We start from the raw sequence: 20930 nt of genomic DNA on the forward strand, positions 1-20930 counted from the left end.
TTTTCCCTAAGGAATCTGGCTGAACAGGCGTTCGGTGCGGATGCCTGTTGGCCACTCATTGGCTTTTTTATCGAGGCTCAACCAGATCCAACTGGCTTTGCCGACGAGTGCTTTTTCCGGCACAAAGCCCCAGAAACGGCTATCATCACTGTTGTCACGATTGTCGCCCATCATAAAATATTCGCCTTCCGGCACCGTCCATTCGCCAGGCGGATTGCCTTGTTGTTTGTAATAAGCGGCATCATAATAGAAACGTACAGGATTGAGTAGAATTTGGTGCGTTACCGCCCCTTTTTCGCTCATCTCGATTTGTGCATTGCCGTGATAGAAAAAGTCTGGATTGGCTTTGGCATCGCTGTATTGGTAAGTTTCCGGCGCACAAACGGCAGAACCGCACTTTGCCGGAGTCACGGTCAGCGTACCGTTGGCTTGATCATATTTGATATGATCGCCGGGCAGCCCGACGACACGTTTGATGTAATCAACGGTTGGTTGCGGCGGGGCTTTAAACACCACGACATCGCCCCGTTTCGGTTCACCGACGGGAATCAAGGTGTTTTGGAAAATCGGATCTTTTATACCGTAAGCGTATTTTTCCACAATCACGAAATCACCGATGCGCAAACTCGGTTCCATCGAGCCAGACGGAATTTGGAACGGTTCAAACAGAAAAGAGCGCACCAACAACACAATCGCCAGCACCGGAAATAAGGAGGCGATAAATTCGCTGCCTTCCGAAATCGGCTCGACTTGCGCCCGTTCTTCTTCGCTTAAGCTTTTGCCGCTGCGTTGCTCCAGCCGTGCGATTTGGCGTTGGCGTTTCGGTTCGGCAGAAAAACGGTTATAGCACCACGTTGCCCCGGCGATCAGAGTGAAGATAATCAATAGAATTGAAAAGGTATTTGGCAGTGCTAAATTGTCCAATACTTTCCATAAAATATAACCGCTGACTAACAGAATCGGCAGAAAAAATTTTGACATTCGCTTTCCTTATTTGTCTTTGCCAACATGTAAAATCGCTAAAAACGCCTCTTGCGGCACTTCGACGTTACCCAATGACTTCATGCGTTTTTTACCCTCTTTTTGTTTCTGCAACAGCTTTTTCTTACGGCTGACATCGCCGCCGTAGCATTTTGCCAACACGTTTTTACGCAACTGTTTCACCGTGGAACGGGCAATGATATGGTTACCGATAGCGGCTTGAATCGCAATATCGAATTGCTGGCGTGGAATCAATTCTTTCATTTTTTCCACCAATTCACGCCCGCGATACGGTGCGTTATCTTTGTGTACGATCAGTGCCAACGCATCGACCCGCTCGCTGTTGATCATAATATCCACTCGCACCATGTTTGCCGCTTGGAAACGTTTGAAACTGTAATCCAACGAGGCGTAACCGCGCGAGGTTGATTTCAGGCGATCGAAGAAATCCAGTACCACTTCGCCCAGCGGAATTTCATAGGTCAGCGCCACTTGGTTGCCGTGATAGACCATATTGGTTTGCACGCCGCGTTTTTCGATACACAGTGTAATCACGTTGCCCAGATATTGTTGTGGCAACAGCATATTACATTCGGCAATCGGCTCGCGGATTTCGGCGATATTGTTCAGCGGCGGCAATTTTGCCGGGCTGTCGATATGTTCAACTGTGCCATCATTCAATTCGACTTCATACACTACTGTCGGTGCGGTGGTGATCAAATCCAGATCATATTCCCGTTCCAACCGCTCTTGGATAATCTCCATATGCAACAAGCCCAAGAAGCCGCAGCGGAAGCCGAAGCCAAGTGCGGTTGAGTTTTCCGGCTCGTAGAACAATGAGGCGTCATTCAGGCTCAGTTTGCCCAAAGCGTCACGGAACGCTTCGTAATCGTCGGAACTGATCGGGAATAAACCAGCGTACACTTGCGGTTTGACTTTTTTGAAACCGGGCAGCGGTTTGTCCGCTGATTTATGTTGTAAGGTTAGCGTATCGCCGACCGGCGCGCCCAAAATATCTTTGATGCCGCACACGATCCAACCTACCTCACCGCACTTTAACTCGCTGGTATCGACCTGTTTCGGGGTGAAAATCCCCAAACGATCGACGCCATAAGAGATGCCGGTGCTCATCACTTTGATTTTATCGTTTTTCTTCAGCATCCCGTTTTTGATTCGCACCAGTGATACCACGCCCAAATAGTTGTCGAACCACGAATCGATAATCAGGGCTTGCAGCGGCGCTTGCGGATCCCCTTCTGGCGGCGGAATCTGTTTGACGATCACTTCCAGCACATCTTCAATACCTTCACCGGTTTTTGCCGAGCAGCGCACCGCATCGGCGGCTTCGATGCCGACGATGTCTTCAATCTCTTCCGCGACTCGTTCCGGATCGGCCGCCGGCAGGTCGATTTTATTCAGAATCGGCACCACATTAAGATCCATATCCAGTGCGGTATAGCAGTTTGCCAGGGTTTGCGCTTCCACGCCTTGCCCGGCATCGACCACCAATAACGCCCCTTCGCAAGCTGCTAGCGAGCGTGACACTTCATAGGAAAAGTCCACATGTCCCGGAGTGTCGATAAAGTTCAGTTGATAGGTTTCACCGTCTTTGGCTTGATAATTCAGGGTGACACTTTGCGCTTTAATCGTGATCCCACGTTCACGTTCCAGATCCATTGAATCCAGAACCTGTTCCGCCATTTCACGATCACTTAAGCCGCCGCAGGTTTGAATCAAGCGGTCGGACAGCGTGGATTTGCCGTGGTCGATATGGGCGATAATGGAAAAGTTACGAATATTTTTCATCTAAAAAGGGTTCTCTATGCCAATTTTTATTCACAAATTAATTGACGGATTGTACCTGAATATTGGCTTGGGTGCTATAGGCGTTGATGCTATAGCAGTGCTATTATGTAAGTCGGATTATTCGCGGTATACACGATTTAGAAATAAGGAGAGCAAAAGTGAAATTATTTATTTATCAACACTGTCCGTTTTGTGTCAAAGCGGCGATGATTTTCGGTTTGAAAAACATCGCGGTGGAAAAAGTGGTACTGCTGGAAGACGATATTGCAACGCCAACGCAGATGGTCGGGCGCAAAGTGGTGCCGATTTTGCAAAAAGCCGACGGCAGTTTTATGCCGGAAAGCATGGATATTGTGCGCTATATCGATCAACTGGACGGTAAACCGCACTTGAGCAGTGCCAGCAATCCAGCGATTGCCGAGTGGTTAGATACAGTGAAAAATTTGGTCTCAGCGTTGATTATCCCGCGTTTCACCCAAGCCCCGTTTGCTGAAATTGCAACGGAATCGGCGAGAGAACGCTATATCCAGCGTATGACCAATTGGGTTGGTGATCTTGATCAATTGCTTGTCGACACACCGTTGTATTTACAGCAACTGCAACCGCACTTGGCACAACTGGCAACCCTGATTCAAAGCGAAAGTGCGGTCAACGGCACGCTGTCGGAAGATGATATTCACCTGTTCCCAACCTTGCGTTCATTAACCATTGTTAAGGATTTGGTGTTGCCGGAAAAAGTGCGGGCTTATGTTGAAGCGATGGCGCAGCGGAGCAAGGTTGAATTGCTTTATGCGATAGCAATTTAGTTTGGCAACTCAAAGTGCGGTTTGAAAATATCTAAACCTCGCTATTCAATCCAATAGCCTTTTACCCGATTTTGGCGGGCATCAAGTTTGCGTTGTGTACGCAGATATTGGCGAATGATTTTAGCGGCGTGGTGCTCAAATGCTCCCCAAACCGAATCAATTTGTGGAATAGTTTCTAAAATTTGGAGCAGGTTATCGGCACAGTTTGAGTAATGAAGATGATGAATTTGGCTATTTTCGGGGAGCTGACTATTATTTAGGTAGTCTTGGTCTTCGATTTGATGGGTAATGCTAATTACTGTTGGCGGTAGCGGATTTTTCCAATTTTCGAGTAACCAAGCTACGGTTGGCAGTGAGGTTTCATCGGCAATTAACACGGTGTTACCCTGTTCTAAATGATCTGTTTTTTCGTTGTAGTCTCCCGCGCTGTGAATAATATCACCTTGTTGTAAGTTCCGTGACCAAACGCTGCCGGGCGTATTGCCGTGTAAAAAAACATCGACAAACGCAATGTCATTGAAGGCTACTGTTGCACTGCTTTTTTTGGCTTGGCGTAGGGTGTAATAACGCCGTTGTTCATTTATTTTTAATTCTGCCATATCCGGTATATGGTCAAATGTGGTTAAGCTAAAGTTCCAAGCGTAACCGGGTTTATCAATAGGGAGAGGTTGAGAGCTTTTTAGGGTAAGCCGACATATATTTTTGGTTATCATTTGGTTGTGCAGCACGTCAAAAAACTGGTGTTTAGCTTGTGATTGGCTGTCAGAAGAGCGTTCGATTGCTGTCATAGCGAGATGTCGGACTTTATGGTGAATTTCACCGGTAGCTAAAAACGGAATAAGATCCGTTTTCTGTTGATCACCGTATTGAATCGTTAATAACATTCCCTCTTCAAAAAGATCAATAAAATTAACAGTCTCAGTTTCAGAATTTAAATATACCCGGCTGATAGCAAGCAGTTCTCGATAGTGATCTTCGGTGACGTGTTCGATGATATCAATTTTTTGAATTTGGTCAGCTAAAGGGGTTCTTTTCATGCGGTAATCCTTGTAATAATTAACGGCATAGTCATCAAGGTGATTAATGCGGCGCCGATTGAAAGTAAAACAGTTGCTGAGTATCCAAAATAGTCAGCAGTAGCAAGGCTAAGTGTTGATGCTAAAATAGAGAACAGCATCGCGACAGCAATTTGCACGGTGTAAGCAATTGTTGGGGTTGTACTTTTAGCTGCCAAATCCATCATTATTGCGCTATTTAGGGTGAACATCGGGGCAAAACTGAGATAGCAGGCAGTAACCGCGAGATAAGCCCAAAGTGTATCGGTCTTTCCGAAAGAGAGAGGTAACAATGCGATAAGGCTGATAAGCTGAAGTGCGGTAAAGATACGGACAGTCTTTTTACGGCAGAATTTTTTGCTGAGTGGTACAACACTGATGACAGCAACTAAACCGATGAGAACACCGTAATTCATCATCATACCTATCTCTGTCATTGACCAACCGCCGTCGACCAAGGTGGGGGATAATATGCTGAATCCGCCGGAAAAGGCAATGGCGTAAATAAACAGCATTCCAAGCCAAGTGAGTTTTCCGTGCCAAAATCGAAAAAGCTCAAACCAGCCTTGCCTCAACGGTAAGGTTTGAATTTTTGTTTTAGTCGGTTCTTGGAAGCGAATGAGAAAAAATAATGGGATACAGGAGATAAGGGATAAAATAAGGATTGAACCTTGCCATTCTAAGTGTGGATACAGTATGACCAATCCACCGCCAACGAGATTGCCTAACATACCGCTACCGATTTGAATGCTATTGATGGTGGTGCGCTCAGTTTGTGAAAAGGCTGAACAGACCAAACCGTCAAGTGCCAAGTCTTGAAAACCTATAATTGCAGCAAAAATCAATAATACCAAGAATAAGGTATAAATTTGGGTAATGGGATTAATGATGGTTATTGTCAGTAGGCAAAATATCATTAGGCATTGAACCGGGATTAACCAATTTTTAAAATGCCCACGTGCCGAGCGTCCAAAACGTTCAACAACGGGTGACCATAAAAAACGCAGTGAAAAAGGTAATACGATAAGTGGCATTAAACTTAAGGCATCAAGAGAGGCACCATGTTGGCGTAATAAAACAATCAAGGTCACCGACATAAAACTGAAGCCGATGTGTTGGCTGATATAGGTTGTGCCGAAAAGTAGCCAAACAAATAGAGATTTCTGCATATTATTTAATTTTGCTCGGGTAAATCCCGAATTGGTTATAAAATTGTCGGCTAAAACATTCAATTTTTCGATAGCCTGCCAGTTGTGCCGCTTCACTGACTAATGCTCCGCCTAAAAGAGCGTGTTTGGCGCGTTGCATTTTAATTTGGCGTAGATAGTTCATAATCGTGGTGTTGTAATGCGCTTTAAATTCACGTTGCAAGGTTGTAGTGTTGCTACAACAGTGTTGGGCGATTTGTTTCATATTCCAATCTATTGTTTGTTCGTTGTGTAATAAACTGAGTAAGCGCTCCAAGCGTTTGGAGGCTATTTTTTTCTGCTGTTGACCGTTTATTTGCGGCGGAAAAAGTGTCTGCATCACTTCCAACAGCAAAGTCGTACATAAATTATTTTGAATCGGTGTTTGCCACTGTGTCGGGTGATCTTCACTGTGCATTAGTTGACGAATCAGTAATTCTATACTGCTGGTTATTTTGAATTGATGTGGTGCTGCCCGTTGTTCTAAGTGGAAAAATAGGGATTCATCAATACCGATATTGTCAATCCATTCTGGTTCAAAAAACAGGACAAGCTCTTTTTGTCGATAGCCGGCGTAGAATGATTTATTACCTTGTATTTCACAGCCTAAATTAGGCAATATCACTCCCTCTCCGCGGTTAAGGGTAATTGTTCGATCCGCATAATTGAGATGTGTTTGTCCTTCAAGGGTAAAAATCAAGCGTAAACTGGGGTGAAACAAAATCTGTTCACTGAATCGTTTTGGTTGACATTGCAGCTGAGCAAGTTTCCATGCGAGACCATTATCAAATTCTCGATAATTCATAATACCCAATAATTCTGGCGAGGGATCGATATGCTGGTAAAATTTTGCTTTCATAATGGTTTTATTTGCTGGTAAGGGGGATAAAGTTACCTATTTGGTGTGTTATCCAGTAAGAACTTAGCTTAGAATATTTTTGATTTTATACGAATAGTTCTCTTTTTCAAAAAATAAATGATTCTTATCTGAGGTTATCTAATGAAATTTTTGAAACGCCAACGCTATTTTAAACGAAGTGCGGTTGCATTAAGCCTGCTGTCTTGTATCGCTCAAGCTGAAAACAAACAAGAGCTAGAGACGATTACGGTTACCGATACATCAATCATAACAGAAAGTAGCTATAACCAAGGTTATGGTGCGTATGGAAGCAGCACGGCAACAGGTTTAGCCATGACACTGCGGCAAACACCTCAGAATGTGAGTATTGTGTCGGCGGAGCAGATTAAAGATCAAAATTTATCCTCTTTAAGTAAAGTGGTTCAACAAGCTGTTGGATTGTATGCAGATGTAAAAGGCTCAACAGAAACCGGCTATACGGTGCTATATGCGCGCGGTAATCGAGTGCAAAATTTTCAATTAGACGGTATGCCGGTAAATAATATTGCCTTTGGTGGAAAAGGTCCGGGTGATGAACCGAATGCCTGGAGTATATTAAATAGTGCGCAATACGATCAAATTGAAGTGTTACGCGGCGCAACAGCGCTAATGGACGGTTCAGGACAGCCGAGTGCAACGATTAGTTTACATCGCAAACGTCCAACTCGTCATTTTCAGGGAACTTTAGATTTTAAGGTAGGCGATTTTAATTTACACGGAGTAGAAACAGATCTTTCCGGCAGTTTGAATGCCGATAGCAGTTTGCGTGGGCGTTTGGTGATGTCTTACCTGGGATCGGACACCTTTCGTGAGCGCGCACAAAATCGTAATGGAATGATCTATGGCATCACGGAATGGGATATTAGCTCGGATACCACACTTAGTATTGGCGGAACCTACCAATCCATGCGTGATCGTAATACATCGATGTTCGGGCTGGTTTTATATGATACGGACGGTAATGCCATTCCGGCTTTACCTCGTTCCAATGCAACGATTAATGGCTCTTATGTTAATTATAGCAATTTAAATCTGTTTACCGAATTGCGGCACCGTTTTAATCAGGATTGGTTGCTTAAAATAGAATATGGTTATGCCAAAGGACATCGTGATCAAGTCGCGGGCATTGCTGCGTCGGCTTTTGTCAATCGAGCCATACCGATGGCAGCCGGCGCAACAGTAAAGAGTGATGAACGCCCTCGGCAACATAATTTTATGGCGTCATTAAACGGAAAATATACGTTATGGAATAGAAAACATGATGTGATGGTTGGTGTGAGTGGTTATATTTTAAATAATGATCAGCCACGGTATGGGCGGCGGCTCAATCGTATTTTTGATCCGAGTGTGATAGATAATTTAGGGCAGTTTAATGGGGTTTTGCCGTTGCCGCTTTGGACGGCAGATGGGCAGGACATTAACAGAATTCGCCAAGTCGGCGCTTATACGGCAACTCGTCTTTACTTAACCGAGCAATTAGCGTTGATCTTAGGTGGACGCTATACTCGATTTAATATTACAGAAGATACTCAATATATCCAAAATGGGAAAAATACTAAAAGTAGTGTTACTCCCTATATTGGGCTGGTATATGATTTAAATGATAACTTTTCAATTTATTCCAGCTATGCACAAATTTTTAAACCACAAACCAAACGGGATAAAAATAACCAATATTTGAATCCGGAAAAAGGCAGCAATATTGAGGTCGGGTTAAAAGCAGAGTTCTTTGATGGGCGGTTAAACGGCTCTTTGGCACTATTTGAAACCCGAAAACGGAATGTCGGCTTCTGTGAACAATATAGTCCCGGAGGGTTGACTTGTGATTATTACGCTTTTGATCCGAGTGGAAAAACAAAAGGCTTTGAAATCGAAGTGAATGGAGAAATAAGAGATAATTGGGCAATTTCAGCTGGTTTTAGTCGTAGCAAGGGAAAAGGCTCAAATAATCAACGCTTGACACCTGAAATTCCGATTCAGCAATTTAAACTTTTTACCAGCTATGCATGGCGTAGTATGACAGTCGGCGCAGGAGTACGCTGGCAAAGTACAATTTATGAAGGAACCCCTTGGGGATTAAATTATGGCGCCAGTGCAGCGTTAGCGGCGAAGGCAAAAGCAGTTTCGACTCAAAAATCCTACGCATTAGTGGATTTGATGTTGCGCTATAATTTGAGCAAAAATGCGACCTTAACACTAAATGTAGAGAACTTATTCGATAAAACTTATCGTACTAGTGTTAATTCCCACAGCTACGGTTCACCAAGAAATATTAATATGACATTGGGCTTTAAATTTTAGCTAAATAAGTTGATCAATATAGGCAAAGTGCGGTCGGGCAAACCGCACTTCGCCTTTTACTGAGCGTGTTATTGTTTTAACACATACGCCCAGGCGCGGCGGTAGCCGGCGTCGTCGGCTTCCAGATACACCCCTTGGATTTCCGGTTCGAAGCCCGGCAGTTCGTTGATGCCTTGTTCCAGAGCTCGGAAATATTCCAATACGGCGCCCCCCCAAACTTCGCCGGGAACGATACACAGCACGCCCGGCGGATAAGGCAATGCACCTTCGGCAGCGGTTCTGCCTTCAATTTCAGCCAGCGAAACCAACTCCACTTCGTTGCGGATAAACGCATTGTGGCAGGCTTCCGGCGTGATGTGCATCTTCGGCCAGGCGTCACGCAGGAACATCTGTTGTTGTAAGTCGTTTAGGCGGTGTTTGGCGTAGAAGTTGTGCAGTTTCTGACACAGTTCACCAATCCGCATTTTGCTATATTGTGGATACGTTTTGGCAAGCGTCGGCAGCATTTCGACCACAGGGGTGTTATCTTGGATATGCTCTTCAAAGCGGGCGATGTTCGCTACCAAATGCTGGAATTTCGCCATGGTTTCTGCTGGAGTGAGTAAAAACAGAATCGAGTTTAAATCGGCTTTTTCCGGAATTACCGAACGTTCACGCAGGTAGTGCGCCAAAATCGCCGCCGGAATACCCGATTCTTCATATTCGCCGGTTTCCATATTGATGCCTGGGGTGGTCAGCAACAGCTTGCACGGATCGATAAAATACTGTTCTTCGGCGTAGCCGTCGAAATCATGCCAGCGCGCGTCTTTGGCAAATTGGAAAAAGCGGATATTGTTGGCGATGTCTTCCGATTTGTGGTTTTCCCAGGATTTGCCGTCCACCATCGGCGGCACGAACGGGCGAATCAGTTTGCAGGTTTTTAGCAGCATTTTACGCACTTCCACGCTGCTGAGCACACACTCCTGCCACATCCGTTTACCGGCTTTGCCGGCGTGCATTTTAGCGTTGACGTCCAATGAGGCAAACAGCGGATAAAACGGGCTGGTCGAGGCGTGCATCATAAAGGCGTTGTTGAAACGTTTATGGTTGCAATACCGCTCTTGATCATTGATATGGTTATCTTTTTTGTGAATTTGCGACGCTTGCGACAAACCTGCCTGCTGTTTGTGCACCGATTGGGTCACCAAAATGCCGGGATCGTTTTCATTCAGCTCCAATAATAGTGGCGAGCAATCACGCATCATCGGAATAAACTGTTCATAACCGACCCACGCCGAGTCAAACAGAATGTAGTCGCACAGATGTCCGATGCGATCGACCACTTGGCGTGCGTTGTAAATCGTGCCGTCATAGGTGCCCAATTGAATCACCGCCAAACGGAATGGGCGTTTATCGTTGGCACGTTCCGGTGCAACCTTGGCAATTTGGGTGCGGATATCCGCTTCTTCAAAGCAGTGCGACGGGATACCACCGATAAAACCGTAGGCATTGCGAGTGGTTTCCATATATACCGGCATGGCACCGCACAACGTCAGCGCCCCTTGATGCACCGATTTATGGTTGTTGCGGTCAAACAGCACCAAGTCGCCTTTGCTGACCAACGCACCGATCGCCACTTTGTTGGCGGACGAAGTGCCGTTGAGCACAAAATAGGTTTTATCGGCGTTAAACACGCGTGCAGCATGGGCTTGAGCCTGAAATGCCGGGCCTTCGTGAATGAGGAGATCGCCTAAGCGCACGTCGGCGTTGCAGGAATCGGCACGGAACAAGGTTTCGCCAAAATAGAGGTAAAAACGGCGACCGGAAGGGTGTTTGCGGAAAAATTGACCGCCTTGGTGTCCAGGGCAGTCGAATGCGGCGTTGCCGTAGTCGGTGTATTCTTTCAAGGCTTGGAAAAACGGTGGATCGAGGGTATCGATATAGTCGGCGGCGGCGGCGTTGATCAATTGGCCGTTATAATATTTTTGATCTTCCGCCAACTCGATGACCCCGTAAAGCTCGGTTAACCATTCGTCGGGGACGGTTTCGCCGTATTCAATCGCAGCGAAAATCGGAATCGGGAAGCCCAACCGTTCCAATTCTTCCCATACTTCGGGCAGGTCTTTAATCGTGGTGACTACAGCACAGACATTGGTGAAGTCGGTCATATCAATGTCCATGATTTTATAGTCAGACAAAAAGGCAAATTCTGTGCCTTGGCTGGCAGCAATTTTCATCGGCGTTTTCCTATCGGCAGACGAGTCATATCAATGAAAAGCACAACGCTTTTCAGCTTGGGTTTATTGGCTTGCAATCGCAAGGCAAAAGTGCGGTTTGAAGTTGCGCAAACGATAACAAATTTAATCGCTGAAGGAAAGTGAAGACAGAGGGATCTCTCTCAAGAATCACAGATAGCTTTTTCTATCAAAGCGAACCGCACTTTTTGCAAAAAATCGGATAAAAGTGCTTGCAAACTGTGCGATGTTTCTATAGACTTTGCGGACTTTCTTGATGGAAGTCGTTTGATGTAATCATTTATCAAACGGGCGACAGCAATAGGTCGTTGCTGACAATGTTCCCGATTGGGGAGCTAAAATAGGCTTAATCGCACTTCATTTTCAAATATTAGTAGTATGAAAATCGAGGTGTCGGTTTTTTGTTATCTCATTTTTAATAATGGAGCTCTGGTCTCATGCAGAACCAAAGAATCCGTATCCGTTTGAAAGCGTTTGATCATCGTTTGATCGATCAATCCACTGCGGAAATCGTAGAAACAGCTAAGCGCACAGGTGCTCAAGTTCGTGGTCCAATTCCATTACCGACCCGTAAAGAACGTTTTACCGTGTTGATTTCTCCACACGTTAATAAAGACGCGCGTGATCAGTACGAAATCCGTACTCACAAGCGTTTGGTCGATATTGTTGAACCAACAGAGAAAACTGTTGACGCGCTTATGCGTTTAGATCTGGCTGCCGGCGTTGACGTGCAGATCAGCCTAGGTTAATCAGGGAATAGGTAAGAGGTTAATACAATGATTGGTTTAATCGGTCGTAAAGTTGGTATGACTCGCGTCTTCACAGAAGCCGGTGTGTCTATCCCAGTTACCGTAATCGAAATCGAAGCCAACCGTGTGACTCAAGTGAAAACCCTTGAAACAGATGGCTATTCTGCAGTTCAGGTTACTACTGGCTCTAAAAAAGCAAGTCGTGTAACTAAGCCAGAAGCAGGTCATTTCGTTAAAGCAGGTGTTGAAGCTGGTCGCGGTTTATGGGAATTCCGTACCGAAGGTGAAGAGTTCACTTTGGGTCAGGAAATTAATGTTGATGTCTTCGCAGACGTTAAAAAAGTTGACGTAACAGGTACATCGAAAGGTAAAGGTTTTGCCGGTACAGTAAAACGCTGGAACTTCCGTACTCAAGATGCTACTCACGGTAACTCTTTGTCTCACCGTGTTCCTGGATCTATTGGTCAAAACCAAACTCCGGGTCGTGTATTCAAAGGTAAAAAAATGGCAGGTCACTTAGGTGCTGAGCGTGTAACTGTTCAATCACTGGAAGTGGTTCGCGTTGATGCTGAACGTAAATTATTATTGGTCAAAGGTGCCGTTCCTGGCGCAACTGGTAGTGATTTAATTGTTAAACCAGCTGTTAAAGCTAAAGCATAAGTCTAGGAGATAGGAATGGAATTAGTAACTAAAGATGCACAAAGTGCATTGACTGTTTCTGAAACTACCTTCGGACGTGAGTTTAACGAAGCGTTGGTACACCAAGTTGTTGTTGCTTATGCAGCAGGTGCTCGCCAAGGTACTCGTGCACAAAAAACTCGTGCTGAAGTAGCAGGTTCAGGCAAAAAACCATGGCGTCAAAAAGGTACTGGCCGTGCGCGTTCCGGTAACGTGAAAAGCCCAATTTGGCGTTCAGGTGGTGTGACATTTGCGGCTAAGCCACAAGATCACAGCCAAAAAGTGAACAAAAAAATGTATCGTGGTGCTATTAAGAGCATTCTTTCTGAATTACTTCGCCAAGACCGTTTGGTTGTGGTTGAGAAATTCGAAGTTGCCACCCCGAAAACAAAAGTTTTAGTTCAAAAATTAAAAGAAATGGCACTGGAAGATGTGCTGATCATCACAGCGGATTTAGATGAAAATCTATTCTTGGCTGCACGCAACCTTTACAAAGTGGATGTGCGTGACGTTCAGGCGATTGATCCGGTTAGCTTAATTGCTTTTGAAAAAGTAGTTATTACGGCTGACGCTGTGAAGCAAATTGAGGAGATGTTGGCATGATTCTGGAAGAACGTTTGCTAAAAGTGCTGAAAGCACCACATGTCTCTGAGAAAGCGACTAATAATGCCGAACAGTCAAATACGATTGTTTTCAAAGTAGCTAAAGAAGCCAACAAAATTGAAATCGCTGCTGCTGTTGAAAAACTGTTTGAAGTGAAAGTTGATTCAGTGCGTACTATCGTTGTTAAAGGTAAAACCAAACGTCATGGTGCGAGAACGGGTCGTCGTAGCGACTGGAAAAAAGCGTATGTCACCTTGCAAGAAGGCCAAAATTTGGACTTCCTTGACAGTGCAGAGTAATCAGAGGAGTAGAAAATAATGGCTATCGTAAAATGTAAGCCGACCTCCGCTGGTCGTCGCCATGTAGTTAAAATCGTTAACCCTGATTTACACAAGGGTAAACCTTATGCTCCGCTTTTAGATACTAAATCTAAAACCGGTGGTCGTAACAATCTAGGACGTATCACTACCCGCCATATCGGTGGTGGTCATAAACAACATTACCGTATCGTTGACTTTAAACGTAATAAGTTAGACGTTCCGGCGGTTGTTGAGCGTCTGGAATATGATCCAAATCGTTCTGCGAATATCGCTTTAGTGCTATATAAAGACGGTGAGCGTCGTTATATCTTAGCACCTAAAGGTTTGGCAGCAGGCGATCAAATCCAAGCGGGTACGCAAGCACCTATTAAGGTGGGTAATTCATTACCAATGCGTAATATCCCGGTTGGTACAACTGTACATAACGTAGAATTAAAACCAGGCAAAGGCGGTCAAATTGCTCGTTCAGCCGGTGCGTATGTACAAATTATTGCTCGTGAGGGTAACTATGTAACATTGCGTCTTCGTTCCGGCGAAATGCGTAAAGTGTTATCCGAATGTCAGGCAACTATCGGTGAAGTTGGAAATTCTGAGCACATGCTGCGCGTACTGGGTAAAGCCGGTGCAAGCCGTTGGCGTGGCGTTCGTCCTACCGTTCGCGGTACGGCGATGAACCCGGTAGATCACCCTCATGGTGGTGGTGAAGGTCGTAACTTTGGTAAACATCCTGTGACTCCATGGGGCGTTCAAACTAAAGGTAAGAAAACTCGCCACAATAAACGTACTGATAAATTCATCGTACGTCGCCGTGGTAAATAATTTTAATATAAAAAGAGGATAAGCCATGCCACGTTCTCTCAAGAAGGGTCCTTTTATTGACCTACACTTGCTGAAGAAGGTAGAGAAAGCGGTGGAAAGCGGGGATAAAAAACCAATTAAAACTTGGTCCCGTCGTTCAATGATCATTCCAACAATGATCGGATTGACCATCGCCGTCCATAATGGTCGCCAGCACGTTCCTGTATTTATCTCCGACGAAATGATCGGTCATAAATTAGGTGAATTTGCACCGACTCGTACTTACCGCGGTCATGCCGCTGATAAGAAAGCTAAGTAAGGAAGGAAGTAAAGATGGAAACTATTGCAAAACATCGTTTCGCTCGCACTTCAGCTCAAAAAGCTCGCTTAGTTGCTGATTTAATTCGCGGTAAAAATGTTGCTCAAGCTCTGGAAATCTTGACGTTCACCAACAAAAAAGCTGCGGCTTTGGTGAAAAAAGTTTTAGAGTCTGCGATTGCGAATGCAGAGCATAATGACGGTGCAGATATCGATGATCTTAAAGTTGCTAAAATCTTCGTTGACGAAGGTCCTAGCATGAAACGTGTTATGCCACGTGCTAAAGGTCGTGCGGATCGTATTTTAAAACGTACAAGCCACATCACTGTGGTTGTGTCTGACAAGTAGGAGAATAGCAATGGGTCAAAAAGTACATCCTAATGGTATTCGCCTCGGTATTGTTAAACCTTGGAGTTCAACTTGGTTTGCGAATACACAAGATTTCGCTGACAACTTAGAAGGCGATTTCAAAGTACGTAAGTTCTTAAACAAAGAGTTAGCCAATGCTTCTGTTGCTCGTATTGATATTGAGCGTCCGGCTAAGAGTATTCGTGTAACTATTCACACTGCTCGCCCGGGTATCGTTATCGGTAAAAAAGGCGAAGATGTTGAAAAATTGCGTAACAAATTAGCCGAAATTACCGGCGTTCCTGCGCAAATCAATATCACAGAAGTGAAAAAACCTGAATTAGATGCGCGTCTGGTTGCTGAAAGCATTGCTTCACAATTAGAACGTCGTGTTATGTTCCGTCGTGCGATGAAACGTGCCGTACAAAACGCAATGCGTTTAGGTGCGCAAGGTATCAAAGTCGAAGTAAGCGGACGTTTAGGTGGTGCAGAAATTGCGCGTTCAGAATGGTATCGTGAAGGGCGTGTGCCTTTGCATACATTACGCGCGGACATCGATTATAACACTGCAGAAGCTCATACTACATACGGCGTTATCGGCGTAAAAGTATGGATCTTCAAAGGTGAGATTCTTGGTGGAATGGCTGCAGTTATGCAATCAGAACAACAACCTGAAGCGCAACCTAAAAAAGCGCGCAAAGGTCGTAAGTAAGGAGATTGAATAAATGTTGCAACCAAAACGTACAAAATTCCGTAAAGTTCACAAAGGACGTAACCGTGGCTTAGCGGCAGGTACCGATGTCAGCTTCGGTACATTCGGTCTTAAAGCAGTTGGTCGTGGTCGTTTGACCGCACGTCAAATCGAAGCGGCTCGCCGTGCGATGACTCGTGCTGTTAAACGTCAGGGTAAAATCTGGATCCGTGTATTCCCAGATAAACCAATTACTGAAAAACCATTGGAAGTCCGTATGGGTAAAGGTAAAGGTAACGTTGAGTACTGGGTAGCCTTGATCCAACCGGGTAAAGTGCTATATGAAATGGACGGTGTGTCTGAAGAAATCGCAAGAGAAGCCTTTGCATTAGCAGCGGCGAAATTGCCTATCAAGACAACCTTCGTAACTAAAACGGTGATGTAATGAAAGCTCAAGAACTACGTACAAAAAGTGTTGAAGAGCTGAATGCTGAATTGGTTAACTTGTTAGGTGAGCAATTCAAATTGCGTATGCAAGCAGCCACCGGTCAGCTTCAACAAACCCATCAGTTGAAACAAGTGCGTCGTAGTATTGCACAACTTAAAACTGTTCTAAGCGCAAAGGCGGGTGAGTAATGACTGATAAAATTCGTACAGTACAAGGTCGTGTTGTGAGTGACAAGATGGATAAATCTTTCACCATCGCAATCGAACGTATGGTTAAACACCCACTTTATGGTAAGTTTATCCGTCGTACAACTAAGTTACACGTACATGATGAAAACAACGAAGTTAATGTTGGTGATTTGGTAGAAATTCGCGAATGTCGCCCAATTTCTAAAACTAAATCATGGACTTTGGTTCGTGTCGTTGAAAAAGCAGTAATCTAATTATTGTTTTGAAACTAATAAAAACCGCACTTTGTATTAAAGTGCGGTTTTTTGTTTTTTCAACCTCACCAAATCTCAGTAATAAACATAAAATCCAGTTGCTTTCCTTTTAGCCATTTGGTAAAATCCGCACCCTGTTTGCATTGGGTAAACAGATTCGTCCCGAAAGGGTTTTTTTGATTTTAGCGGAGCACTAATATGATCCAAGAACAGACTATGCTGGACGTTGCTGATAATTCAGGCGCCCGTAGCGTAATGTGTATCAAGGTTCTAGGTGGTTCACACCGTCGTTACGCCGGTATTGGCGACATCATTAAAATTACTGTGAAAGAAGCGATTCCTCGCGGTAAAGTAAAAAAAGGTGATGTATTAAAGGCGGTTGTTGTGCGCACCAAGAAGGGTGTACGTCGCCCAGATGGATCAGTCATTCGCTTCGATGGTAATGCCTGTGTTATTTTAAACAATAATACCGAGCAACCAATCGGTACACGTATTTTCGGACCGGTGACTCGTGAACTTCGTTCAGAGAAGTTTATGAAGATCATTTCATTGGCCCCGGAAGTAGTGTAAGGAGAGTGTCATGGCTGCAAAAATCCGTCAAAACGATGAAGTAATCATGCTAACCGGTAGCACTGAAAAGGGCAAAGGACAGCGTGGTAAAGTAACAAAAGTACTGCCTAACGGTAAAGTGATTGTTGAAGGTTTAAATATGGTTTCTAAACATGAGAAACCAGTTCCGGCTTTAGGTAAAGCTGGTGGTATTGTGAAACAAGAAGCGGCAATCGACGTTTCTAACGTAGCAATCTACAACCCGTCAACAAATAAAGCTGACCGCGTAGGATTCCGGATTGAAGACGGCAAAAAAGTCCGTTTCTTCAAATCTACTGGTGAAACAATTAAATAATACTGGAGTATAGCGATGGCGAAACTGCATGATTATTACAGAGATCAAGTAGTAAACGAATTGAAAGATAAATTCGGCTACAAATCTGTCATGCAAGTCCCACGAGTCGAAAAGATAACCCTGAATATGGGTGTGGGTGAAGCGCTGACCGATAAAAAATTGCTGGATAACGCAGTAGCGGATCTGGCAGCAATTAGCGGTCAAAAACCTTTAATCACTAAAGCACGCAAATCTGTTGCAGGCTTTAAGATTCGTCAGGGATATCCAATCGGCTGCAAAGTGACCCTACGTGGTGAACGTATGTGGGAATTCTTTGAACGATTGATTCATATTGCGGTTCCTCGTGTCCGTGATTTCCGTGGTTTAAGCGCGAAATCATTTGATGGCCGTGGAAACTACAGCATGGGTGTGCGTGAACAAATCATCTTCCCTGAAATCAATTATGATAAAGTGGATCGTGTTCGTGGTTTAGATATTACTATCACAACGACTGCGAAAACAGATGAAGAAGGTCAAGCACTACTGGCTGCCTTTAACTTCCCATTCCGTAAATAAGGCAGGTTACAAATGGCTAAAGTATCAATGAAAATGCGCGATTTAAAACGCGTTAAATTGGCTGAGAAATTTTACGCTCAACGTGTAGAATTGAAAAAAATCATCTCTGATGTCAATGCCTCTGATGAAGACCGTTGGAATGCCGTGTTAAAGCTACAAACTTTACCACGTGACTCTAGCCCGTCTCGTCAACGTAACCGTTGCCGTCAAACCGGTCGTCCGCATGGTGTATTGCGTAAGTTCGGTTTGAGCCGTATTAAGGTCCGTGAAGCTGCTATGCGCGGTGAGATCCCGGGTCTTAAGAAAGCAAGCTGGTAATCAACCACTTTAATTTGGAATCATGGGAGTAAAGACACATGAGCATGCAAGATCCAATCGCAGATATGTTGACCCGTATTCGTAACGGTCAATCTGCGAACAAAATCGCGGTCAACATGCCTTCATCCAAGCTAAAAGTGGCTATTGCCAATGTGCTTGCGGAAGAAGGTTATATTGATAGCGTTAAAATTTCCGAAGGTGTTAAACCTGAACTGGAAATTACACTGAAATATTTCCAAGGTAAACCTGTTGTGGAAAGCATTCAACGTATCAGCCGTCCTGGTCTGCGTATTTATAAACGCAAAGACGAGTTACCAAGTGTAATGGGTGGTTTAGGTATCGCTGTTGTTTCTACATCACAAGGTGTGATGACCGACCGTGCCGCGCGTAAAGCCGGTTTGGGCGGTGAGATCATCTGTTACGTAGCTTAATAGAGGGGTAGGAAGATGTCTCGAGTTGCTAAAGCACCCGTTAATATTCCTGCCGGCGTTGAGATTAAACTTAACGGCCAGCTATTAACGGTAAAAGGTAAGAATGGTGAGTTATCGCGTACCATTCATAATGAAGTTGAAGTTAAACAAGAAGATGGTGCACTGACTTTTGCTCCTCGTAATGAAGGCAAAAGTGCGAATGCACAATCCGGTACGGCTCGTGCGCTTGTTAACGCAATGGTTATCGGTGTTACTGAAGGCTTCACTAAGAAGTTAAGATTGGTGGGTGTAGGTTACAGAGCACAACTTAAAGGCAACAGCATTGCGTTAAGTTTAGGTTTCTCTCACCCGGTTGAGCACGCATTGCCGGCAGGTATCAAGGCTGAATGTCCGTCACAAACTGAAATTGTTTTGACTGGTGCAGATAAACAGCTTATTGGTCAAGTCGCTGCAGATATTCGTGCTTATCGCCGTCCTGAGCCTTACAAAGGCAAAGGGGTACGTTATGATGATGAAGTCGTTCGTACCAAAGAGGCTAAGAAAAAATAATAAGGTAACACTATGGATAAGAAATTGGCTCGTATCCGTCGTGCAACTCGCGCACGTCATGCGATGAGAGAGCAAGGAGTAACCCGTTTGGTTATTCACCGCACTCCTCGTCACATTTATGCGCAAGTTATTGCACCTAACGGTTCGGAAGTACTTGCCGCTGCTTCAACAGTTGAAAAAGTCATTAGTGAGCAAGTGAAATATACCGGTAACAAAGATGCTGCAGCAGTAGTGGGTAAAGCCATTGCAGAAAGAGCATTGGCCAAAGGCGTAGAAAAAGTTGCCTTTGATCGTTCTGGTTTTAAATATCATGGCCGTGTGCAAGCATTGGCTGACGCTGCTCGTGAAGCTGGTCTACAGTTCTAATAGAGGTAATTTGAGATGGCAAACATCGAAAAACAAGCTGGTGAACTGCAAGAGAAGCTAATCGCGGTGAACCGTGTATCTAAAACAGTAAAAGGTGGTCGTATTTTCAGCTTCGCTGCATTGACAGTGGTAGGTGATGGTAATGGTCGCGTAGGTTTTGGTTACGGTAAAGCCCGTGAAGTTCCGGCAGCGATCCAAAAAGCGATGGAGAAAGCCCGTCGTAATATGGTTAATGTAGCGATTACAGAAGGTACTTTACAGCACCCTGTTAAAGGTACTCATACTGGTTCTCGCGTATTTATGCAACCAGCCAGTGAAGGTACCGGTATTATCGCAGGTGGTGCAATGCGTGCAGTATTAGAAGTTGCAGGCGTTCGTAACGTATTGTCTAAAGCATACGGTTCAACCAACCCAATCAACGTTGTCCGTGCAACAATTGATGCATTGGCAAACATGAAATCACCAGAAATGGTTGCTGCTAAACGCGGTAAAACCGTTGATGAAATTTTGGGGTAATTGATCATGGCAAAAACAATCAAAGTAACACAAACTCGTAGCTCAATCGGTCGTTTACCGAAACACAAAGCTACGCTTCGTGGCCTTGGTCTTCGCCGTATCAACCACACAGTCGAGTTAATCGATACGCCGGCTGTGCGTGGTATGATCAACCAAGTTTCATACATGGTTAAAGTGGAGGAGTAAGAGAATGCGTTTAAATACTCTATCTCCGGCAGAAGGAGCTAAAAAAAGTGCTAAACGTCTTGGCCGTGGTATCGGTTCAGGTTTAGGTAAAACCAGCGGTCGTGGTCATAAAGGACAGAAATCCCGTAATAACGGTGGTGGTGTTCGTCGTGGCTTCGAAGGTGGTCAAATGCCGTTGTACCGTCGTTTGCCAAAATTTGGTTTTACTTCCCGTAAAGCGCTTGTTTCAGCTGAAATTCGTTTAAATGACTTAGCAAAAGTTGACGGTGATGTGACGTTAGAATCATTGAAAGCTGCAAATGTTATCTCGAATAACATTGAATTTGCTAAAGTTATTTTTGCCGGTGAAGTTAAAGGGCCTGTAGTGGTACGTGGTTTGCGTGTGACTAAAGGTGCCAAAGCAGCAATCGAAGCTGCTGGCGGCTCAGTTGAGGAATAATTA

29 protein-coding genes are annotated in these 20930 nt (G+C 44.6%); 23 read left to right on the plus strand and 6 right to left on the minus strand.

Annotation, left to right across the window (positions count from 1 at the left end; genetic code table 11):
* Nucleotides 1-6: 6 nt before the first annotated feature.
* Nucleotides 7-981 carry a signal peptidase I gene (gene lepB, locus FHQ23_RS01905; RefSeq protein ID WP_139612819.1) on the minus strand — a complete coding sequence of 325 codons (975 nt, stop codon included), beginning with the start codon at nucleotides 979-981 and terminating at the stop codon, nucleotides 7-9.
* A gap of 9 nt (nucleotides 982-990) precedes the next feature.
* Nucleotides 991-2787, minus strand: a complete 1797-nt coding sequence (gene lepA / locus FHQ23_RS01910; protein WP_139612820.1) for a translation elongation factor 4 — start codon at nucleotides 2785-2787, stop codon at nucleotides 991-993.
* A 158-nt stretch (nucleotides 2788-2945) separates the two neighbouring features.
* On the opposite strand from lepA, the gene grxB reads away from it, so the two are divergent.
* Nucleotides 2946-3593: a glutaredoxin 2 gene (gene grxB, locus FHQ23_RS01915; protein ID WP_139612821.1), complete on the plus strand. Its 648-nt coding sequence runs from the start codon at nucleotides 2946-2948 to the stop codon at nucleotides 3591-3593.
* A gap of 41 nt (nucleotides 3594-3634) precedes the next feature.
* On the opposite strand, the gene FHQ23_RS01920 is transcribed toward grxB, so the two are convergent.
* The 3 genes from FHQ23_RS01920 to FHQ23_RS01930 are packed head-to-tail and all read right to left on the minus strand — an operon-like array spanning nucleotide 3635 to nucleotide 6694.
* Nucleotides 3635-4630, minus strand: a complete 996-nt coding sequence (locus FHQ23_RS01920) for a siderophore-interacting protein (protein ID WP_139612822.1) — start codon at nucleotides 4628-4630, stop codon at nucleotides 3635-3637.
* Nucleotides 4627-5817, minus strand: a complete 1191-nt coding sequence (locus tag FHQ23_RS01925; RefSeq protein ID WP_139612823.1) for an MFS transporter — start codon at nucleotides 5815-5817, stop codon at nucleotides 4627-4629. Before FHQ23_RS01925 ends, FHQ23_RS01920 begins: the two co-directional genes overlap by 4 nt.
* Nucleotide 5818: 1 nt before the next feature.
* Nucleotides 5819-6694, minus strand: coding sequence for a helix-turn-helix transcriptional regulator (locus FHQ23_RS01930; protein ID WP_139612824.1), 876 nt, complete (start codon nucleotides 6692-6694; stop codon nucleotides 5819-5821).
* Between the two features lie 141 nt (nucleotides 6695-6835).
* Here FHQ23_RS01930 and FHQ23_RS01935 point away from each other — a divergent pair, with 141 nt between their 5' ends.
* Nucleotides 6836-9034 carry a TonB-dependent siderophore receptor gene (locus FHQ23_RS01935; protein ID WP_139612825.1) on the plus strand — a complete coding sequence of 733 codons (2199 nt, stop codon included), beginning with the start codon at nucleotides 6836-6838 and terminating at the stop codon, nucleotides 9032-9034.
* Between the two features lie 68 nt (nucleotides 9035-9102).
* On the opposite strand, the gene speC is transcribed toward FHQ23_RS01935, so the two are convergent.
* Nucleotides 9103-11250, minus strand: coding sequence for an ornithine decarboxylase (gene speC, locus FHQ23_RS01940; protein ID WP_139612826.1), 2148 nt, complete (start codon nucleotides 11248-11250; stop codon nucleotides 9103-9105).
* 455 nt (nucleotides 11251-11705) lie between these two features.
* On the opposite strand from speC, the gene rpsJ reads away from it, so the two are divergent.
* The 21 genes from rpsJ (at nucleotide 11706) to rplO (ending at nucleotide 20927) form a co-directional block, all read left to right on the plus strand.
* The gene (rpsJ, locus tag FHQ23_RS01945) at nucleotides 11706-12017 is read left to right on the plus strand and encodes a 30S ribosomal protein S10 (RefSeq protein ID WP_001181005.1); all 312 of its coding nucleotides are present in this window, start codon (nucleotides 11706-11708) and stop codon (nucleotides 12015-12017) included.
* 27 nt (nucleotides 12018-12044) lie between these two features.
* A complete protein-coding gene (gene rplC, locus FHQ23_RS01950) occupies nucleotides 12045-12677 on the plus strand; it encodes a 50S ribosomal protein L3 (protein WP_132964906.1) in 633 nt (210 codons plus the stop codon).
* Between the two features lie 15 nt (nucleotides 12678-12692).
* On the plus strand, nucleotides 12693-13298 hold the full coding sequence (gene rplD / locus FHQ23_RS01955) for a 50S ribosomal protein L4 (RefSeq protein ID WP_139612827.1): 606 nt from the start codon (nucleotides 12693-12695) through the stop codon (nucleotides 13296-13298).
* Complete coding sequence (gene rplW, locus FHQ23_RS01960; protein ID WP_139612828.1) at nucleotides 13295-13597, plus strand: 50S ribosomal protein L23; 303 nt, start codon at nucleotides 13295-13297, stop codon at nucleotides 13595-13597. Before rplD ends, rplW begins: the two co-directional genes overlap by 4 nt.
* Nucleotides 13598-13615: 18 nt before the next feature.
* Nucleotides 13616-14437: a 50S ribosomal protein L2 gene (rplB, locus tag FHQ23_RS01965; RefSeq protein WP_132964900.1), complete on the plus strand. Its 822-nt coding sequence runs from the start codon at nucleotides 13616-13618 to the stop codon at nucleotides 14435-14437.
* 25 nt (nucleotides 14438-14462) lie between these two features.
* Nucleotides 14463-14735 carry a 30S ribosomal protein S19 gene (gene rpsS, locus FHQ23_RS01970; RefSeq protein ID WP_132964897.1) on the plus strand — a complete coding sequence of 91 codons (273 nt, stop codon included), beginning with the start codon at nucleotides 14463-14465 and terminating at the stop codon, nucleotides 14733-14735.
* Nucleotides 14736-14749: 14 nt separating this feature from the next.
* Entirely contained in the window at nucleotides 14750-15082 is a 333-nt protein-coding gene (rplV, locus tag FHQ23_RS01975) for a 50S ribosomal protein L22 (protein WP_034615150.1), read from the plus strand.
* A 10-nt stretch (nucleotides 15083-15092) separates the two neighbouring features.
* The gene (gene rpsC, locus FHQ23_RS01980; RefSeq protein ID WP_034615147.1) at nucleotides 15093-15794 is read left to right on the plus strand and encodes a 30S ribosomal protein S3; all 702 of its coding nucleotides are present in this window, start codon (nucleotides 15093-15095) and stop codon (nucleotides 15792-15794) included.
* A 13-nt stretch (nucleotides 15795-15807) separates the two neighbouring features.
* The gene (gene rplP / locus FHQ23_RS01985) at nucleotides 15808-16218 is read left to right on the plus strand and encodes a 50S ribosomal protein L16 (protein WP_034615144.1); all 411 of its coding nucleotides are present in this window, start codon (nucleotides 15808-15810) and stop codon (nucleotides 16216-16218) included.
* Nucleotides 16218-16409, plus strand: coding sequence for a 50S ribosomal protein L29 (rpmC, locus tag FHQ23_RS01990; RefSeq protein WP_132964894.1), 192 nt, complete (start codon nucleotides 16218-16220; stop codon nucleotides 16407-16409). Before rplP ends, rpmC begins: the two co-directional genes overlap by 1 nt.
* Nucleotides 16409-16663, plus strand: coding sequence for a 30S ribosomal protein S17 (rpsQ, locus tag FHQ23_RS01995; RefSeq protein ID WP_132964892.1), 255 nt, complete (start codon nucleotides 16409-16411; stop codon nucleotides 16661-16663). The genes rpmC and rpsQ overlap by 1 nt, the downstream gene beginning before the upstream one ends.
* Before the next feature lie 198 nt (nucleotides 16664-16861).
* Complete coding sequence (gene rplN, locus FHQ23_RS02000; RefSeq protein WP_132964890.1) at nucleotides 16862-17233, plus strand: 50S ribosomal protein L14; 372 nt, start codon at nucleotides 16862-16864, stop codon at nucleotides 17231-17233.
* 10 nt (nucleotides 17234-17243) lie between these two features.
* Entirely contained in the window at nucleotides 17244-17567 is a 324-nt protein-coding gene (gene rplX / locus FHQ23_RS02005; RefSeq protein ID WP_132964888.1) for a 50S ribosomal protein L24, read from the plus strand.
* Between the two features lie 15 nt (nucleotides 17568-17582).
* Nucleotides 17583-18122, plus strand: a complete 540-nt coding sequence (gene rplE, locus FHQ23_RS02010; RefSeq protein WP_132964886.1) for a 50S ribosomal protein L5 — start codon at nucleotides 17583-17585, stop codon at nucleotides 18120-18122.
* A gap of 12 nt (nucleotides 18123-18134) precedes the next feature.
* Complete coding sequence (gene rpsN / locus FHQ23_RS02015) at nucleotides 18135-18440, plus strand: 30S ribosomal protein S14 (protein WP_132964884.1); 306 nt, start codon at nucleotides 18135-18137, stop codon at nucleotides 18438-18440.
* Nucleotides 18441-18478: 38 nt separating this feature from the next.
* Nucleotides 18479-18871 carry a 30S ribosomal protein S8 gene (gene rpsH / locus FHQ23_RS02020; RefSeq protein WP_132964883.1) on the plus strand — a complete coding sequence of 131 codons (393 nt, stop codon included), beginning with the start codon at nucleotides 18479-18481 and terminating at the stop codon, nucleotides 18869-18871.
* Between the two features lie 15 nt (nucleotides 18872-18886).
* Nucleotides 18887-19420 (plus strand): 50S ribosomal protein L6, encoded by a 534-nt coding sequence (rplF, locus tag FHQ23_RS02025; protein WP_132964881.1) that lies wholly within the window; start codon nucleotides 18887-18889, stop codon nucleotides 19418-19420.
* 12 nt (nucleotides 19421-19432) lie between these two features.
* Nucleotides 19433-19786, plus strand: a complete 354-nt coding sequence (rplR, locus tag FHQ23_RS02030) for a 50S ribosomal protein L18 (protein ID WP_034615117.1) — start codon at nucleotides 19433-19435, stop codon at nucleotides 19784-19786.
* Nucleotides 19787-19801: 15 nt separating this feature from the next.
* Nucleotides 19802-20302: a 30S ribosomal protein S5 gene (gene rpsE / locus FHQ23_RS02035; protein ID WP_084257857.1), complete on the plus strand. Its 501-nt coding sequence runs from the start codon at nucleotides 19802-19804 to the stop codon at nucleotides 20300-20302.
* 6 nt (nucleotides 20303-20308) lie between these two features.
* Nucleotides 20309-20488, plus strand: coding sequence for a 50S ribosomal protein L30 (rpmD, locus tag FHQ23_RS02040; protein WP_084257858.1), 180 nt, complete (start codon nucleotides 20309-20311; stop codon nucleotides 20486-20488).
* Nucleotides 20489-20492: 4 nt separating this feature from the next.
* Nucleotides 20493-20927 (plus strand): 50S ribosomal protein L15, encoded by a 435-nt coding sequence (gene rplO / locus FHQ23_RS02045; RefSeq protein ID WP_139612829.1) that lies wholly within the window; start codon nucleotides 20493-20495, stop codon nucleotides 20925-20927.
* Nucleotides 20928-20930 lie beyond the last annotated feature (3 nt).

Source organism: Testudinibacter crocodili, from assembly GCF_006228025.1.
In the GTDB taxonomy this organism is placed as follows: domain Bacteria; phylum Pseudomonadota; class Gammaproteobacteria; order Enterobacterales; family Pasteurellaceae; genus Chelonobacter.

Bases quoted from the DNA above. Each gene is read 5' to 3' on its own strand.
- rplV (WP_034615150.1), top strand. From the start codon at position 14,750: ATGGAAACTATTGCAAAACATCGTTTCGCTCGCACTTCAGCTCAAAAA.
- rplD (WP_139612827.1), top strand. From the start codon at position 12,693: ATGGAATTAGTAACTAAAGATGCACAAAGTGCATTGACTGTTTCTGAA.
- rpsJ (WP_001181005.1), top strand. From the start codon at position 11,706: ATGCAGAACCAAAGAATCCGTATCCGTTTGAAAGCGTTTGATCATCGT.
- FHQ23_RS01925 (WP_139612823.1), bottom strand. From the start codon at position 5,817: ATGCAGAAATCTCTATTTGTTTGGCTACTTTTCGGCACAACCTATATC.
- rplX (WP_132964888.1), top strand. From the start codon at position 17,244: ATGGCTGCAAAAATCCGTCAAAACGATGAAGTAATCATGCTAACCGGT.
- speC (WP_139612826.1), bottom strand. From the start codon at position 11,250: ATGAAAATTGCTGCCAGCCAAGGCACAGAATTTGCCTTTTTGTCTGAC.
- rplC (WP_132964906.1), top strand. From the start codon at position 12,045: ATGATTGGTTTAATCGGTCGTAAAGTTGGTATGACTCGCGTCTTCACA.
- rpsH (WP_132964883.1), top strand. From the start codon at position 18,479: ATGAGCATGCAAGATCCAATCGCAGATATGTTGACCCGTATTCGTAAC.
- rplF (WP_132964881.1), top strand. From the start codon at position 18,887: ATGTCTCGAGTTGCTAAAGCACCCGTTAATATTCCTGCCGGCGTTGAG.
- lepB (WP_139612819.1), bottom strand. From the start codon at position 981: ATGTCAAAATTTTTTCTGCCGATTCTGTTAGTCAGCGGTTATATTTTA.
- rpsE (WP_084257857.1), top strand. From the start codon at position 19,802: ATGGCAAACATCGAAAAACAAGCTGGTGAACTGCAAGAGAAGCTAATC.
- rpsC (WP_034615147.1), top strand. From the start codon at position 15,093: ATGGGTCAAAAAGTACATCCTAATGGTATTCGCCTCGGTATTGTTAAA.
- rplP (WP_034615144.1), top strand. From the start codon at position 15,808: ATGTTGCAACCAAAACGTACAAAATTCCGTAAAGTTCACAAAGGACGT.
- rplR (WP_034615117.1), top strand. From the start codon at position 19,433: ATGGATAAGAAATTGGCTCGTATCCGTCGTGCAACTCGCGCACGTCAT.
- rpsN (WP_132964884.1), top strand. From the start codon at position 18,135: ATGGCTAAAGTATCAATGAAAATGCGCGATTTAAAACGCGTTAAATTG.
- rplE (WP_132964886.1), top strand. From the start codon at position 17,583: ATGGCGAAACTGCATGATTATTACAGAGATCAAGTAGTAAACGAATTG.
- rpsQ (WP_132964892.1), top strand. From the start codon at position 16,409: ATGACTGATAAAATTCGTACAGTACAAGGTCGTGTTGTGAGTGACAAG.
- FHQ23_RS01935 (WP_139612825.1), top strand. From the start codon at position 6,836: ATGAAATTTTTGAAACGCCAACGCTATTTTAAACGAAGTGCGGTTGCA.
- FHQ23_RS01930 (WP_139612824.1), bottom strand. From the start codon at position 6,694: ATGAAAGCAAAATTTTACCAGCATATCGATCCCTCGCCAGAATTATTG.
- rpsS (WP_132964897.1), top strand. From the start codon at position 14,463: ATGCCACGTTCTCTCAAGAAGGGTCCTTTTATTGACCTACACTTGCTG.
- rplW (WP_139612828.1), top strand. From the start codon at position 13,295: ATGATTCTGGAAGAACGTTTGCTAAAAGTGCTGAAAGCACCACATGTC.
- rplN (WP_132964890.1), top strand. From the start codon at position 16,862: ATGATCCAAGAACAGACTATGCTGGACGTTGCTGATAATTCAGGCGCC.
- FHQ23_RS01920 (WP_139612822.1), bottom strand. From the start codon at position 4,630: ATGAAAAGAACCCCTTTAGCTGACCAAATTCAAAAAATTGATATCATC.
- rplO (WP_139612829.1), top strand. From the start codon at position 20,493: ATGCGTTTAAATACTCTATCTCCGGCAGAAGGAGCTAAAAAAAGTGCT.
- rpmD (WP_084257858.1), top strand. From the start codon at position 20,309: ATGGCAAAAACAATCAAAGTAACACAAACTCGTAGCTCAATCGGTCGT.
- rplB (WP_132964900.1), top strand. From the start codon at position 13,616: ATGGCTATCGTAAAATGTAAGCCGACCTCCGCTGGTCGTCGCCATGTA.
- rpmC (WP_132964894.1), top strand. From the start codon at position 16,218: ATGAAAGCTCAAGAACTACGTACAAAAAGTGTTGAAGAGCTGAATGCT.
- lepA (WP_139612820.1), bottom strand. From the start codon at position 2,787: ATGAAAAATATTCGTAACTTTTCCATTATCGCCCATATCGACCACGGC.